Source organism: Mycobacterium zoologicum, assembly GCF_020181635.2.
In the GTDB taxonomy this organism is placed as follows: Bacteria; Actinomycetota; Actinomycetes; order Mycobacteriales; family Mycobacteriaceae; genus Mycobacterium; species Mycobacterium zoologicum.
Genome location: NZ_JAYJJS010000007.1, coordinates 145,786 through 160,914, shown reverse-complemented (window position 1 = coordinate 160,914; position 15,129 = coordinate 145,786). Strand labels below are relative to the sequence as shown.

Sequence of the window (15,129 nt, the reverse complement as noted above, 5' to 3'; positions counted from 1 at the left end):
CTCGCTGCCTCGCCGACGGCCTCCGGCAGCTCTGGCACTTAACGTGTCGGCATGGGCGAATCGCTCAACCCGACACTGATCAACCGGATTTCGGCGAACCTGCGTCCGGATTGGACCCGCACCGTGCTCGCCCGACGGGTGACGGCCGGCGCCCTGGTCGTGCTGGCCGGTATCGCCGCCGTCCGCCCCGACCCGCAGGGCGGCCTCATCGGCGTGGTGGTGGCCAGTCGCGACCTCGCCCCCGGTACAGCACTGACAGTCGATGACGTTTCGATCGAAAGTCGTTCAGCCCGTACGGTTCCCGACGGCGCCTCCACCGACACCGAGACGGTGCTGGGTAGCATGCTGGCCGGGCCGGCCCGCCGCGGCGAGGTCCTCACCGACGTCCGACTGTTGGGCAGCCGGTTCACCGAGGCCGTCGCCGGGCCGGATTCCCGCGTCGTGGGTATCCACCCGGCAGACGCCGCCTTGACCGATCTGGTGCGCCCCGGCGACGTCGTCGACGTGGTGGCCGCAAATGATGGCGCCGCCGACCCGCCCGGTGGCGCACGAGTGCTGGCAGCCGGCGGGATCGTGGTGCTGGTGTCGGACAAGGGCAACCACGACGACCGGGTGGTGCTGGTGGCGTTGCCGGCCACCGCCGCGGTTGCGGTGGCCGGCGCCACGCTTACTCAATCGGTGACGCTCACGCTGCGATGAGCCGCTAGGCGACGGCCGGTTGCACGCTGGCGCAGAACTTGCACTTGGTCGCGTCGGGATCGATCTCGGACTTGCACTCCGGGCAGACCTTGGTCGGCGCCGGGTCACCGAACACGGTCTTCCCCCGCCGCTTCTGGATGTGCTTGTAGGGCAACACGATCAGGAAGTAGATCGTGGCCATGAACACGACGAAGTAGACGACCGCCGAGATCAGGCCGCCGTAGTCGAGGAAGGTTGCCTTGCACTCCTCGGCACCGCTGCAGGCGGTGTTGAGCTGATAGCCCAGGCCCAGCCCGTCGGTGTTCGGTTGAATGGCGGCGACCAACGGGTTGATCACGCTGTCGGTGAACGCCTTGACCAGGTTGGAGAACGCGAGGGCCACCACCAGACCGATGGCAACGGTGATGACATCATCACGCATCAGAAAATTCTTGAAACCCTTTAACACGCAACGCCCCTTTTCACGCACAACCGCAGGCAGCGACCCTCACCGCCCACGCGAACCGTAATGGCCGTCGGTGTGTCGGCGTGAGGGTTTCAGCGAAGTCGAATCTCAACCGTGATGAGGCGGAACGTTGTCTCGCAGCCAGCGCTCACGTTCCTCGGCTTCGCGGACGTCGTCGGTATCACGCTCGTCGGACGACTCCTGTTGCTCGCCGAGTCCGGGCATGGCCGCTTAGATCTCCAGGCTCGACAACTGGCCGATAATCGCCGCTGCCAGCGGGTTCAGCGTGGCCATGCCGTCGCGCACCGCAGCCCGGGAACCGGCCAGGTTCACCACCAGGGTGCTGCCGGAGACCCCGGCCAGCCCGCGGGACAATCCGGCGTCGGCGATCCCGGCCGACAGGCCCGATGCCCGCAGCGCCTCGGCGATGCCCAGCAGCTCACGGTCGAGGATCTCGCGGGTGGCCTCCGGGGCGACGTCGCGCGGGGTGACCCCGGTACCGCCGACCGACACCACCAGGTCGACCCCGCCGATCACCGCGGTGTTCAGCGCGTTGCGGATCTCCACCTCATCGGCTGCCACAGCCACCACGCCGTCGACCATGAACCCGCCTTCGGCCAGCAGCTCGGTGACCAACGGACCGCTGTGGTCCTCATCGCCGTGCGCGGTCCGGTCGTCGACGACGATGACCAGGGCGCGGCCGGAGACTTCCGGGGACTGTTCCATGGGTGCAACCGTATACCGGCGGTTCAGCGAGGCTCGACGAAGGAGAGGGGAAGCTGGGACCGCCGCGTCAAATCCGCGGTTCAGCGAGGCTCGACGAAGGAGAGGGGAAGCTGGGACCGCCGCATCAGCACGGTTTCCGGCCCCGCACTCACCAACCCGTCACTGCTGCGCTTTACCTAGGGTGACCTGCGCGGTCTTGGAGGCGCCACCGGCATCCAGGTACGTCAGGGTCACCTGGTCACCGGGCGCCTTGGACCGCACGGCGGCCACCAACGCGTCGGCGCTGCCGATCGGACGCTTGTCGAATGCGGTCACCGTCGCGCCCTCGGGCAGGCCGGCCTTGGCCGCCGCCTGGCCCGGAACCACCTCGACCACCTTCGCGCCGTGCAGGCTGCGCTCGCTGGTGACCCGCACACCCAGCGAGGCATGCGAGGCGATGTGGTCCGGGGAGTTGATGAGTTCGTCGGCGATCCGCTTGGCCTGATCCACCGGAATCGCGAAGCCCAGGCCGATCGAGCCGCTCTGGGCATCCGCGGAGTCGCCGCCCATGGTTGCGATCGCCGAGTTGACTCCGACCAGGTCACCGTTCATGTTGACCAGCGCGCCGCCGGAGTTGCCCGGGTTGATGGCGGCGTCGGTCTGGATCGCGTCCAGCACGGTGTTCTGGTTGCCGGCCTCGCCGCTGGTGGAAACGGGCCGGTTCAGCGCGCTGACGATCCCCGTCGTGACGGTGCCCTCCAGGCCCAACGGCGACCCGACGGCCACCACGTTCTGGCCTACCCTCAGGTCCGCCGACGAGCCAATCGTGATCGGGGTCAGATCGGAGACGCCCTGGACCTGCACCACCGCGATATCACTGGCCGGGTCGGTCCCCACCACGGTGAACGGTGCGGTGCGACCGTCGTAGAACGTCACCGTGGTCTTCGGCGCGGGCTTGCCGCCCGGATCGGGCTTGCCACCGGCGTCGGCGGTCTTGGCGGCAGCGGCCACGACGTGGTTGTTGGTCAGGATCATCCCGTCGGTGGACAGGATGATGCCGGAGCCCTCCTCGGACTGCCGGCCCAGGTCGGTCTCCAGCATGACGACGCTGGGCACCACCTTGGCGGCAACCTTCTCCACCGAGCCGTCCGGCAGGCTCACCGCGGCGGGCACGCCGGGCGCCTCGATCGGCGTGTGACTGCCGGAGGCCACCGGCCGGTGATCGGAGTGCAGCGCGGAGCCCACCAGGCCGCCCATCACTCCGGACATGCCCGCGATGGCGACCGCACCGATCACCAGCGGCGCGGTCCGGCTGCGCTTCTGCGGCGCCGACGGCGGACCGGCGGGGATCCCCGGCCGGCCGTAGGGCACGTCATAGCCGGGGCGGTATCCCGGCCGCGCCGGCTGTTGGCCGTAGCGCCAGTCGTAGTGGGAGTAGGGGCCCGGCGCGCCCTGGCCCGCGGCCGGGTTCGGCCGCTCCGGCTGCTGAGGCTGCTGGGGGTACCCCGGGTGGTTCATCATTGTGTTGACTACTCCTAGTGACGCGGCTGCGGCGACGTTGCTTCACCACCATGCCTACGCGGACTGAGAACCGCCTGTGACTGTTGCGGCCGATTCGGCGCCGCCGGAGACGGGCGAGCCGGGCAGCACCATTCGGATCGACGTGCCGGGCGGTTTGCCTCCCGGCGCGGTGTCTTCGATGGTGATCGCACCGCCGTGTTTGAGCACCACCTGTTTGACGATCGCCAACCCCAGCCCCGAACCGGGCATCGCCCGGGCCTGGTCGGACCGGTAGAACCGTTCGAACACCAATTCCCGTTGGTCCTCCGGGATTCCCGGGCCCTGGTCGGAGACCACCATCTCGACGTGGGTGGAGTCCAGGCGCCGCATCCGCAGCCCGACCACGCCTCCGGAGGGGCTCCACTTGGCGGCGTTGTCGAGCATATTCAACACCGCACGCGAGAGGCCCGCGGCGTCGCCGTGCACATACCAGGGCAGCACCTGGATGTCGAACTCGATGTCGTTGCGGCGCCGCCTGACTCGTTCCATGCTGCGATCGACGACTTCGGTGATGTCCACCTGCTCGACCACCGCCTCGCGCTGGTCATCACGGGTGAGGTCCACCAAATCGCCTACCAGCGTGGACAATTCCTCGATCTGACCGATCGCGTCCGCACGCAGTTCAGCCATCTCCTCTTCGGGCAGCGGCGGGGCGCCGGGCGCGGCCGAGGCCATCAGCAGCTCGACGTTGGTGCGCAACGACGTCAGCGGAGTCTTCAGTTCGTGCCCCGCGTCGGCGACCAGTCGGGCCTGGCGTTCGCGCGACTCGGCCAGCGCTCGCAGCATGGCGTTGAAGGCTTCGGTGAGCCGCGCCAGTTCGTCGCTGCCGTAGACCGGAATCGGATGCAGATCGTCGGTGCGGGCCACCCGCTCGGCCGCCTCGGTGAGTCGGCCCACCGGTCTCAAGCCGGTGCGGGTGACCATGCCGCCGGCCACCGCAGCCACCACCACTCCCGCCCCGCCTACGACCAGCAGCACCCAGCGCAGCTTTATCGTGACCGCCCGGGTGGGGGCGAGGCTCTTGGAGATCAGCAGCGTGCTGCCGTTGGGCAGATGCACCGCCAGGACCCGCTGGCCTGCGGCGGTGCGCCGCGACAGGAACAGCTCGCCGCGGATGACGGCCTTCTCCTGCGGCCCCACCGGCATCCGCTGGCCCGGCTGATTGGCGGTGTAGATCGACCGGCCCGGGTTGACCAGCATGGCGTTGACGTCGGAGTAGGCGGTGCCCTCGATGGCCTTGCGCGGATCGGCGGCCAGCGAGCCGCTGGCGATCAGCATCTCGGTGCGACTCTGCAGCTGATTGTCGATGTCTTTGTACAGCGCCGCCGAGATCACCGCGTAGACGGCGACGGCCATCAGGATGACTACCAATGCCACCATCGACATCGCCAGCAGCATCACCCGCCAGCGCAACGACAGGGAAGTCTTCTGTTCGTCTGTATCGCCGCCCTGCCTCCGGCGGAACAGCTGCATCAGGGTGGGGTCTCGCGCAGCACGTAACCCACACCGCGAACGGTGTAGATCAACCGTGGCTCCCCTTCGGCTTCGGTCTTGCGACGCAGGTACCCGATGTAGACCTCAAGCGCATTGCCCGAGGTCGGGAAGTCGAAGCCCCACACCTCTTCGAGGATGCGGCTACGGGTCAGCACCCGGCGCGGGTTGGCGATCAGCATCTCCAGCAGCGCGAACTCTGTACGGGTCAGGCTGATCTGACGCTCACCGCGGGTGACCTCGCGGGTCACCGGGTCCAGCGTCAGGTCCTCGAACGACATCGCCACCGACTCCGACAGGTCCTCGGCGGTGGTGCGGCGCAGCAGCGCCCGCATCCGCGCCAGCAGTTCCTCCAGGGCGAACGGCTTGGGCAGGTAGTCGTCGGCGCCGGCGTCCAGGCCCGCCACCCGCTCGGAGACCGAGTCGCGGGCGGTCAGCACCAGGATCGGCAGGTCGTCACCGGTGCTGCGCAGCTGACGGCAGACCTCCAGGCCGTCCAGCCGCGGCATCATCACGTCGAGAATCATCGCGTCCGGACGATCGCTGGTGATCGCCTCGAGCGCCTCGACGCCGTCGGTGGCCAGCGAGACCGAATAGCCATTGAACGAGAGAGACCTGCGCAGTGATTCGCGCACTGCGCGGTCGTCATCTACAACCAGTACCCGGGTAGCCATGACTGCCATCCAATCATTGATGGGCGTTCTGGTGGGTAAGGCACCGCTCGTGTCGGGACCTTATTAGGCCTTATTTAGGCCTTTTAGCGGCGGTCGAGGTCGATCAGGCCCAGCCGAGCGGCCTTCAGCAACCGGCGCGGAACCTTGTGCGCCCGGCCGGCGACCGACACGTTGACCAGGCCGGTTTCCTCGGCCTTCCACTGCGCGCGGCGACTACGGGTGTTCGCGCGCGACATCCTGCGCTTCGGCACGGCCATGGTCGAGCCTCTCCTCAAGTTGACATATTGCCGCTAGACGCCAGCGACGGACTCCCGAAAGGATAGCGGGTGACCAGCGTCGGCTCCAAAATGGTTAGACCCGTCGGCTGAGACACCTTGACGCGACACCCTTGGTACCGACTAACCTACCGGTTGGTTGATTGATGGGAGGGCCGATGACGGCAGCCGTTCGGATCGGCAACTGCTCGGGCTTCTACGGCGATCGACATGCCGCGATGCGCGAGATGCTCACCCAAGGTGACCTGGACTTTGTCACCGGCGACTACCTCGCCGAGCTGACCATGTTGATCCTGGGCCGTGACCGGATGAAGCACCCGGAGCGCGGCTACGCCAAGACCTTCCTCACCCAACTCGAACAATGCCTCGGCTTGGCCCACGACAAGGGCGTGCGCATCGTGGCCAATGCCGGCGGGCTCAATCCGGCCGGTCTGGCCACCGCGGTACGCGAACTGGCCGACCGGTTGGGTATCCCGGCCACCGTCGCCCACGTCGAGGGCGACGACCTGCTCCCCCGCGCGGCCGAGCTCGGGCTGGGCAGCCCCCTGACGGCGAACGCCTACCTGGGCGGCTGGGGCATCGTCGAGTGCCTGAACTCCGGAGCCGACGTGGTGATCACCGGCCGGGTGACCGACGCCTCGGTGATCGTCGGCCCGGCCGCCGCGCACTTCGGCTGGGGCCGCACCGACTACGACCGGCTCGCCGGGGCGGTGGTCGCCGGCCATGTGATCGAGTGCGGTGTCCAGGCCAGCGGGGGCAACTACGCCTTCTTCACCGAGATTCCGACGGCACAGATGCTGCATGCCGGTTTCCCGCTGGCCGAGATCTACCCCGACGGCTCATCGGTGATCACCAAACACCCCGGCACCGGCGGCCTGGTCAGCGTGGACACCGTCACCGCGCAACTGCTCTACGAGGTCACCGGCGCCCGGTACGCCAACCCGGACGTCACCGCCCGGATGGACAGCATCGAGCTGAGCCCCGACGGCCCGGACCGGGTGCGCATCTCCGGGGTGACCGGCGAGCCGCCGCCGCCGACGCTGAAGGTGTCGTGCAACAGCATCGGCGGCTTCCGCAACGCGTTCACGTTCGTGCTGACCGGACTGGACATTGAAGCGAAGGCCGCCTTGATCCAGGCCCAACTGGAGGCGGCCCTGACGGTTCGGCCCGCCGAACTGGAGTGGACGCTTGCCCGCACCGACCACGTCGACGCCGACACCGAGGAGGCGGCGAGCGCCCTGCTGCACTGCGCGGTCCGCGACCGCGACCCCGCCAAGGTCGGCCGACAGTTCACCGCGCCGGCCATCGAACTGGGGCTGGCCAGCTACCCCGGTTTCTGCGTCACCACCCCGCCCGGCGACGGCCAGGTCTACGGGGTGTTCACCCCGGGCTATGTCCCCGCCGATGAGGTGCCGCACGTCGCGGTGCACGCCGACGGGTCGCGCACCGACATCGCGCCCGCCACCGAAACGCTCGAACTCGCCGCTGCCTCCGAACCCGACCTTCCCGAACCACCACCGGCCGGCCCGACCCGGCGCGCCCCGCTGGGGTCGATCGCCGGCGCCCGCAGCGGCGACAAAGGCGGCTCGGCCAACGTCGGGGTGTGGGTGCGCACCGACGAGCAGTGGCGCTGGCTGGCCCACACCCTGACGGTAGCCAAGCTGCGCGAGCTGCTGCCCGAGACCGCCGAACTGCCGGTCACCCGTCACCTGCTGCCGAAGCTGCGCGCGGTGAACTTCGTCATCGAAGACATTCTCGGGCAGGGCGTGGCCTATAACGCCCGGTTCGATCCGCAGGCCAAAGGGCTGGGCGAATGGCTGCGCAGCCGGCACATCGACATACCGGAAAGGTTGTTGTGAGCATCTGGAACTCCCCTGAACGCGAGGCGCTGCGAAAGACCGTGCGCGGGTTCGTCGAACGCGAGATCGCTCCGAACGTCGATGAATGGGAACGCTCCGGCGAGCTGCCCCGCGAACTGCACCGCAAGGCCGCCGAGGCAGGCCTGCTGGGGGCGGGCTTCCCCGAGGAGGTCGGCGGCGGTGGCGGCGACGGCGCCGACGCGGTGGTCATCTGTGAGGAGATGCACGCCGCCGGGGCACCCGGCGGGGTGTTCGCGTCGTTGTTCACCTGCGGTATCGCGGTGCCGCACATGATCGCTTCGGGTGACGCCCGCCTCATCGAGGAGTTCGTCGCCCCGACGCTGGCCGGCGAGAAGATCGGCTCGCTGGCCATCACCGAACCCGGCGGCGGCTCGGACGTCGGGCACCTGCGCACCACCGCGGTCCGCGACGGCGACCACTATGTGGTCAACGGCTCCAAGACCTTCATCACCTCCGCGGTGCGCGCCGACTACGTGGTGACCGCGGTGCGCACCGGCGGGCCTGGGGCAGCCGGGGTGTCGCTGCTGGTGGTGGAGAAGGGCACCCCCGGATTCGAGGTGAGCCGCAAGCTGGACAAGATGGGCTGGCGCTCCTCGGACACCGCCGAGCTGTCCTACGTCGATGCCCGGGTGCCGGCGGCAAACCTGGTCGGCGCGGAGAACACCGGTTTCGCCCAGATCGCCGCGGCCTTCGTCTCCGAACGGGTCGGGCTGGCCGCGCAGGCCTACGCCAGTGCACAGCGCTGCCTGGAGCTGACGCTGGCCTGGTGCCGGGACCGGGAGACCTTCGGCCGTCCGCTGATCTCGCGGCAGGCCGTGCAGAACACCCTGGCCGAGATGGCGCGCCGGATCGACGTGGCCCGGGTCTACACCCGTCACGTCGTCGAGCGGCAGCTGGCCGGGGAGTTCAACCTGATCGCCGAGGTGTGTTTCGCCAAGAACACCGCGGTCGAGGCGGGCGAGTGGGTGGCCAACCAGGCTGTGCAGCTGTTCGGCGGCATGGGCTACATGTCCGAGTCCGAGGTGGAACGCCAGTACCGCGACATGCGGATCATCGGGATCGGCGGCGGAACCACCGAAATCCTCACCTCATTGGCCGCCAAAACGCTTGGATACCAATCATGACCGTACTGAAGTCCACGTTGGACCCGTCGTCGGCCGCATACGCCGACGCGGCGTCCGTGCTCACCGAGAAGCTCACCGAACTCGACGCCGAGCACGCCAAGGCGCTGGCCGGCGGCGGCGCTAAATACGTCGAACGGCACTACGCCCGAGGCAAACTCACCGCCCGGGAACGCATCGAGCTGCTCATCGACCCGGACTCGCCATTCCTGGAACTGTGCCCGCTGGCGGGCTGGGGCAGTTCATTTCAGGTCGGGGCCAGCGTGGTCACCGGGATCGGCGTGGTGTCCGGGGTGGAGTGTCTGCTGGTCGCCAACGACCCGACCGTCAAGGGCGGCACCTCCAACCCGTGGACGCTGCGGAAGGTGCTGCGGGCCAACCAGATAGCGTACGAGAACCGGCTGCCGGTGATCTCGCTGGTCGAGTCCGGCGGCGCGGACCTGCCCACCCAGAAGGAGATCTTCATCCCCGGCGGGCAAATGTTCCGCGACCTGACCCGGCTGTCGGCAGCCGGCATCCCCACCATCGCCCTGGTGTTCGGCAACTCCACGGCCGGCGGCGCCTACATCCCCGGCATGTCCGACCACGTCGTGATGATCAAGGAACGCTCGAAGGTGTTCCTGGCCGGTCCGCCGCTGGTGAAGATGGCCACCGGTGAGGAGTCCGACGACGAAGCCCTCGGCGGCGCGGAGATGCACGCCCGCACGTCGGGGCTGGCCGACTACTTCGCCGTCGACGAAACCGACGCGATCCGGGTCGGGCGGCGCATCGTGGCCCGGCTCAACTGGGTCAAGCGGGGCCCCCAACCCGTCGCCGTCGTCGAACCCGAGTACGACACCGAAGAGTTGATCGGCATCGTGCCGGCCGACCTGCGGATCCCGTTCGACCCGCGCGAGGTGATCGCCCGGATCGTCGACGGCTCCGACTTCGATGAGTTCAAGCCGCTGTACGGCTCGTCGCTGGTCACCGGCTGGGCCCGGTTGCACGGCTACCCGGTGGGCATTCTGGCCAACGCGCGCGGTGTGCTGTTCAGCGAGGAGGCGCAGAAGGCCACCCAATTCATCCAGCTGGCCAACCGCTATGACACCCCACTGCTGTTCGTGCACAACACCACCGGCTACATGGTCGGGCGCGCCTATGAGGAAGGCGGCATGATCAAGCACGGCTCGATGATGATCAACGCGGTGTCGAACTCCACCGTGCCGCACATTTCGCTGGTGATCGGCGCATCTTATGGTGCGGGCAATTACGGCATGTGCGGGCGCGCCTACAACCCGCGGTTCATGTTCGCCTGGCCGTCGGCGAAGTCGGCGGTGATGGGCGGAGCACAACTGGCAGGTGTGCTCTCGATCGTGAGCCGGGCCGCCGCGGCCGCGCGCGGACAGGAAGTCGACGAGGAGGCCGACGCCGCGCTGCGCGCCGCCGTCGAAGCCCAGATCGAGGCCGAGTCACTGCCGATGTTCCTGTCCGGCAGGCTTTACGACGACGGGGTGATCGACCCGCGCGACACCCGCACCGTCGTAGGAATGTGCTTGTCCGCCATCGCCAATGGCCCGATCAAGGGGACGTCGAACTTCGGCGTCTTCCGGATGTGAGGACCGACATGATCACAACAGTTCTGGTGGCCAATCGCGGCGAGATCGCCCGGCGGGTCTTCACTACCTGCCGCCGGCTGGGCCTGGGCACCGTCGCGGTCTACACCGACCCCGACGCCGGTATGCCGCACGTCGCCGAAGCCGACGCGAAGGTGCACCTGCCGGAGACCACCAGCTACCTGTCAGCCGAGGCGATCATCGCCGCGGCCCGCGCCGCCGGCGCCGATGCCATCCACCCCGGTTACGGATTCCTTTCCGAGAACGCCGAATTCGCCGCCGCAGTGCAGGCCGCCGGGCTGACCTGGATCGGACCGCCGGTCGCCGCGGTGACCTCGATGGGCTCCAAGATCGAGTCCAAGAAGATGATGGCCGCCGCCGGCGTGCCGGTTCTGGAAGAACTCGACCCGGCCACCGTCACCGCCGACCAACTGCCGGTGCTGGTCAAGGCCTCGGCCGGCGGCGGTGGGCGCGGCATGCGGGTGGTCAACGAACTGTCGGCGCTGGCCGACGAGGTCGCGGCCGCACAGCGCGAGGCCGCATCGGCCTTCGGCGATCCGACCGTGTTCTGCGAGCGCTACCTGCCGACCGGCCACCACATCGAGGTGCAGGTGCTGGCCGACGCACACGGCACGGTGTGGGCGGTCGGCGAGCGGGAGTGCTCCATTCAGCGCCGCCACCAGAAGGTCATCGAGGAAGCCCCCTCGCCCCTGGTCGAACGCACGCCCGGCATGCGGGCCAGGCTGTTCGAGGCCGCCCGGCTGGCCGCCGGCGCGATCGGCTACACCGGGGCAGGAACGGTGGAGTTCCTGGCCGACGACAACGGCGCGTTCTACTTCCTGGAGATGAACACCCGGCTGCAGGTCGAGCACCCGGTCACCGAGGAGACCACCGGCTGCGATCTGGTCGAACTGCAGCTGGCAGTCGCCGACGGCGCGCGACTGGACCCGGAACCGCCTGCGGCGCAGGGCCACTCCATCGAGGCGCGACTGTATGCCGAGGACCCGGCGCGGGGTTGGCAGCCACAGGCCGGGCCGGTGCACGCCGTCGACATCCCCGGGGTCACCGCACGATTCCACACCCTGTGCCGGCACACCGGGGTTCGACTGGACTCCGGCATCGAGGACGGCTCGACGGTGTCGATCCATTACGACCCCATGCTGGCCAAGGTGATCAGCTACGCACCCACCCGCCGGCAGGCGGCCACCGTGCTGGCCACCGCGCTGCACCGCGCCCGGCTGCACGGCCTGCGCACCAACCGCGACCTGCTGGTCAATGTGCTGCGGCATCCGGCATTCCTGGACGGCGACACCGACACGGCGTTCTTCGACACCCACGGCCTGGCCGAACTGTCCGCGCCGCTGGCCGACGCCGCGACCGTCCGGGCATCCGCGGTGGCGGCCGCGTTGGCCGACGCGGCGCAGAACCGTGCCGCCGCACAGGCATTCGGCTCCATTCCCGGCGGTTGGCGCAACGTGGCGTCGGGATTTCAGGCCAAGACCTACACCGACGACGATGGTGCCGAGCACCGGGTCGAATACCGTTTCAGCCGAACCGGATTGACCGTCAACGACGACGTCAGCCTGGTCTCGTCCACCCCGGGCCAGGTGGTGCTGGCGGATGCGACCGGGGTGGCGCGCGCCTTCGCCGTCGCCAGGTACGGAGCCGACATCTACGTCGACTCCCCCGCCGGGCCGGTACACCTGGTGGCGCAGCCGCGCTTCCCCGACCCGGACTCCGCGGTCGAGCAGGGATCGCTGCTGGCGCCCATGCCCGGCAACGTGATCCGGCTGGGTGCCGCCGTCGGCGACCAGGTGACCAGCGGCCAGCCGCTGATCTGGCTGGAAGCCATGAAGATGGAGCACACCATCACAGCACCGGCCGACGGAGTGCTCACCCAACTGGACGTCAAACCCGGCGATCAAGTCGAAGTCGGTGCCGTACTGGCCCGCGTAGAACAACCCGAAGGAGATCCACTGTGACTGATTCGACGAGCGACACCAGCTTCATCGAAAACGACGAACGTCGCGCACTGCGCGAGGCGGTCGCCGCCATGGCCCGCAACTACGGCCAAGACTACTACCTGGAGAAGGCCCGCGCCGGTCAGCACACCGACGAATTGTGGAACGAGGCAGGCAAACTCGGCTTCATCGGCGTCAACCTGCCCGAGGAGTACGGCGGCGGCGGCGCCGGCATGTACGAGCTGTCGCTGGTCATGGAAGAGATGTCGGCGAATGGCTGCGCGCTACTGATGATGGTCGTCTCACCGGCCATCAACGGCACCATCATCTCCAAGTTCGGCACCGACGAGCAGAAGAAGCGGTGGATCCCCGGCATCGCCGACGGATCGCTGACCATGGCGTTCGCCATCACCGAACCCGACGCCGGGTCGAACTCGCACAAGATCACCACCACCGCCCGCCGCGACGGGTCCGACTGGATCCTCAAGGGCCAGAAGACGTTCATCTCCGGCGTCGACCAGGCCCAGGCAATTCTGGTGGTCGGCCGCAGCGAGGACGCCAAGACCGGCAACCTGCGACCGGCGTTGTTCGTGGTCCCCACCGACACCCCTGGACTGAGCTACACGCCGATCGAGATGGAGCTGGTCAGCCCGGAGCGTCAATTCCAGGTGTTCCTCGATGACGTGCGACTGCCCGCCGATGCACTGGTGGGCTCCGAGGACGCGGCCATCGCGCAGCTGTTCGCCGGCCTCAACCCGGAACGCATCATGGGTGCGGCCAGCGCAGTGGGCATGGGCCGGTTCGCCATCGGCAAGGCCGTCGACTACGTCACCACCCGGCAGGTCTGGAAGACCCCGATCGGATCGCACCAGGGCCTATCGCATCCGTTGGCGCAGAACCACATCGAGATCCAGCTGTCCAAGCTGATGATGCAGAAGGCGGCGACGCTCTATGACGCCGGCGATGATTTCGGTGCCGCGGAGGCGGCCAACATGGCCAAGTACGCCGCCGGTGAGGCCTCGACGCGCGCGGTCGACCAGGCGGTGCAGTCCCTGGGCGGCAACGGCCTGACCAAGGAGTACGGCATCGCCGCGGCCGTCACATCGTCGCGACTGGCCCGGATCGCGCCGGTGAGCCGGGAGATGATCCTGAACTTCGTCGCGCAGACGTCGCTGGGTCTGCCCCGGTCCTACTGATGGATGTCCTGGTTCGCTACACCGGGCCCGAGGAGACCGGCGACGGGTCGGCCCGGCTGACCCTGGACTCGCCGCACAACCGCAACGCGTTGTCTTCCAGGCTGGTGGCCCAGTTGCACGCCGGCCTGCGCGACGCCGCCGCCGACCCGAACGTGCGAGTGGTGGTGCTCGGCCACACCGGCAACACGTTCTGCGCCGGCGCCGACCTGAGCGAGGCCTCCGGGGGTGACCCCGGCGGTTCAGCGAGGCTCGACGGAGGAGAGGTGAAGCTGGGACCGCCGCGTGAACCGAGCGATCTGGCCGCCGACCGGGCCCGCGAGATGGCGGCGCTGATGCGGGCGATTGTGGAGTCGCCGCGCCCGGTGATCGCGAAGGTCGACGGCCACGTGCGGGCCGGCGGGATGGGGCTGGTCGGTGCGTGCGACTTGGCGGTCGCCGGGCCGGCGAGCACCTTCGCGCTGACCGAGGCCCGGATCGGGGTTGCCCCGTCGATCATCTCGCTGACGCTGCTGCCCAAGCTGGCCCCGCGGGCGGCGGCCCGTTACTACCTGACCGGCGAGAAGTTCGGCGCCGCCCAGGCCGCCGAGATCGGGCTGATCACCCTGGCGGCCGACGACGTCGACGCCGCCGTCGCGGGCCTGGTGGCCGACCTGCGGCTCGGTTCGCCGCAGGGCCTGGCAGCCTCCAAAGCGCTGACCACCGCGGCGGTGCTGGCCGGATTCGACCGGGACGCCGAGCGGCTCAGCGTCGCCTCGGCGCGGATGTTCGTCTCCGAGGAGGCCCGCGAGGGAATGCTGGCCTTCCTACAGAAACGTCGTCCCAGCTGGGCGGAATAGGCAACATCAGCCAACCCTGCTCGCGGCAGATCAGTTCGTCGTAGGCTGTCTAGCCAATGAGGAACTCAACCCGGCGCAATCACAATGCCACCAGCACCGCGTCGCGTGCCGATGACACCGACCGGATTCAGCTGGCGCAGCTGCTCGGCGACGCCGTCGCGCAGGGCCAGCTGCCGATGAGCGAGTACGAGAACCGGCTGGCCAAGGCCTACGCCGCGCAGACCTACGACGAACTCGACGGGCTGCGCGCCGACCTTCCGGGATCGTCGGTGTGCCGCGGCGGTGACTGCAAGCCCGCGCCGTCGACCGTGCTGCTGGCCATCCTGAGCGCTTTCGAGCGCCGTGGCCGGTGGAACGTGCCCAAGCGGCTCACCACGTTCTCGCTGTGGGGCGGCGGAGTCCTCGACCTGCGGTATGCCGACTTCACCTCGCCGGACGTCGAGATCAACGCCTACTCGATCATGGGCGGGCAGACCATCCTGCTGCCGCCCGAGGTCAACGTCGACATCCGCGGCCACGGGGTGATGGGTGGTTTCGACCACCAGGTCGACGGCACCGGCGCCCCGGGCGCACCGACGGTCAAGATCCGCGGCTTCTCGCTGTGGGGCGGGGTCGGGATCAAGCGCAAAGGCCGCAAGCGCCGCAGGTCAGAGGTGAATTGACGCCTCCGCGTCGCTCGGTACGCTTTACGGAG

Annotated in this window: 14 protein-coding genes; 8 read left to right on the top strand and 6 right to left on the bottom strand. The window is 68.8% G+C overall.

Annotated features, from left to right (window positions below; genetic code table 11):
- Nucleotides 1-51 precede the first annotated feature (51 nt).
- Nucleotides 52-699 (top strand): SAF domain-containing protein, encoded by a 648-nt coding sequence (locus K6T84_RS08585; protein WP_225401567.1) that lies wholly within the window; start codon nt 52-54, stop codon nt 697-699.
- 4 nt (nt 700-703) lie between these two features.
- On the opposite strand, the gene K6T84_RS08580 is transcribed toward K6T84_RS08585, so the two are convergent.
- From K6T84_RS08580 to rpmF, 6 genes are all read right to left on the bottom strand, one after another.
- Nucleotides 704-1,147 carry a large conductance mechanosensitive channel protein MscL gene (locus K6T84_RS08580; RefSeq protein ID WP_224864697.1) on the bottom strand — a complete coding sequence of 148 codons (444 nt, stop codon included), beginning with the start codon at nt 1,145-1,147 and terminating at the stop codon, nt 704-706.
- Nucleotides 1,148-1,375: 228 nt separating this feature from the next.
- Nucleotides 1,376-1,870: a MogA/MoaB family molybdenum cofactor biosynthesis protein gene (locus tag K6T84_RS08575; protein WP_224864695.1), complete on the bottom strand. Its 495-nt coding sequence runs from the start codon at nt 1,868-1,870 to the stop codon at nt 1,376-1,378.
- A 159-nt stretch (nt 1,871-2,029) separates the two neighbouring features.
- The gene (locus K6T84_RS08570; protein ID WP_225401566.1) at nt 2,030-3,370 is read right to left on the bottom strand and encodes a S1C family serine protease; all 1,341 of its coding nucleotides are present in this window, start codon (nt 3,368-3,370) and stop codon (nt 2,030-2,032) included.
- A 54-nt stretch (nt 3,371-3,424) separates the two neighbouring features.
- Nucleotides 3,425-4,882 (bottom strand): HAMP domain-containing sensor histidine kinase, encoded by a 1,458-nt coding sequence (locus tag K6T84_RS08565; protein ID WP_224864692.1) that lies wholly within the window; start codon nt 4,880-4,882, stop codon nt 3,425-3,427.
- Nucleotides 4,882-5,574: a response regulator transcription factor gene (locus K6T84_RS08560; RefSeq protein ID WP_224864691.1), complete on the bottom strand. Its 693-nt coding sequence runs from the start codon at nt 5,572-5,574 to the stop codon at nt 4,882-4,884. The genes K6T84_RS08565 and K6T84_RS08560 overlap by 1 nt, the downstream gene beginning before the upstream one ends.
- Nucleotides 5,575-5,657: 83 nt before the next feature.
- A complete protein-coding gene (gene rpmF / locus K6T84_RS08555) occupies nt 5,658-5,831 on the bottom strand; it encodes a 50S ribosomal protein L32 (protein ID WP_224864689.1) in 174 nt (57 codons plus the stop codon).
- A gap of 176 nt (nt 5,832-6,007) precedes the next feature.
- Between rpmF and K6T84_RS08550 the strand changes: the two genes are divergently transcribed.
- Genes K6T84_RS08550 through K6T84_RS08520 form a run of 7 tightly spaced genes read left to right on the top strand, consistent with a single transcriptional unit; the run spans nt 6,008 to nt 15,097 of the window.
- Nucleotides 6,008-7,708 carry an acyclic terpene utilization AtuA family protein gene (locus tag K6T84_RS08550; RefSeq protein WP_224864688.1) on the top strand — a complete coding sequence of 567 codons (1,701 nt, stop codon included), beginning with the start codon at nt 6,008-6,010 and terminating at the stop codon, nt 7,706-7,708.
- Nucleotides 7,705-8,853 carry an acyl-CoA dehydrogenase family protein gene (locus K6T84_RS08545; protein ID WP_224864686.1) on the top strand — a complete coding sequence of 383 codons (1,149 nt, stop codon included), beginning with the start codon at nt 7,705-7,707 and terminating at the stop codon, nt 8,851-8,853. The genes K6T84_RS08550 and K6T84_RS08545 overlap by 4 nt, the downstream gene beginning before the upstream one ends.
- Nucleotides 8,850-10,445, top strand: a complete 1,596-nt coding sequence (locus tag K6T84_RS08540) for an acyl-CoA carboxylase subunit beta (protein WP_225401565.1) — start codon at nt 8,850-8,852, stop codon at nt 10,443-10,445. Before K6T84_RS08545 ends, K6T84_RS08540 begins: the two co-directional genes overlap by 4 nt.
- An 8-nt stretch (nt 10,446-10,453) precedes the next feature.
- Nucleotides 10,454-12,424, top strand: a complete 1,971-nt coding sequence (locus K6T84_RS08535; protein WP_225401564.1) for an acetyl/propionyl/methylcrotonyl-CoA carboxylase subunit alpha — start codon at nt 10,454-10,456, stop codon at nt 12,422-12,424.
- A complete protein-coding gene (locus K6T84_RS08530; RefSeq protein WP_225401563.1) occupies nt 12,421-13,599 on the top strand; it encodes an acyl-CoA dehydrogenase family protein in 1,179 nt (392 codons plus the stop codon). Before K6T84_RS08535 ends, K6T84_RS08530 begins: the two co-directional genes overlap by 4 nt.
- Nucleotides 13,599-14,435, top strand: coding sequence for an enoyl-CoA hydratase family protein (locus tag K6T84_RS08525; RefSeq protein WP_224864681.1), 837 nt, complete (start codon nt 13,599-13,601; stop codon nt 14,433-14,435). The genes K6T84_RS08530 and K6T84_RS08525 overlap by 1 nt, the downstream gene beginning before the upstream one ends.
- Before the next feature lie 56 nt (nt 14,436-14,491).
- Complete coding sequence (locus tag K6T84_RS08520) at nt 14,492-15,097, top strand: DUF1707 SHOCT-like domain-containing protein (RefSeq protein WP_224864680.1); 606 nt, start codon at nt 14,492-14,494, stop codon at nt 15,095-15,097.
- The last annotated feature ends 32 nt before the right edge of the window (nt 15,098-15,129 follow it).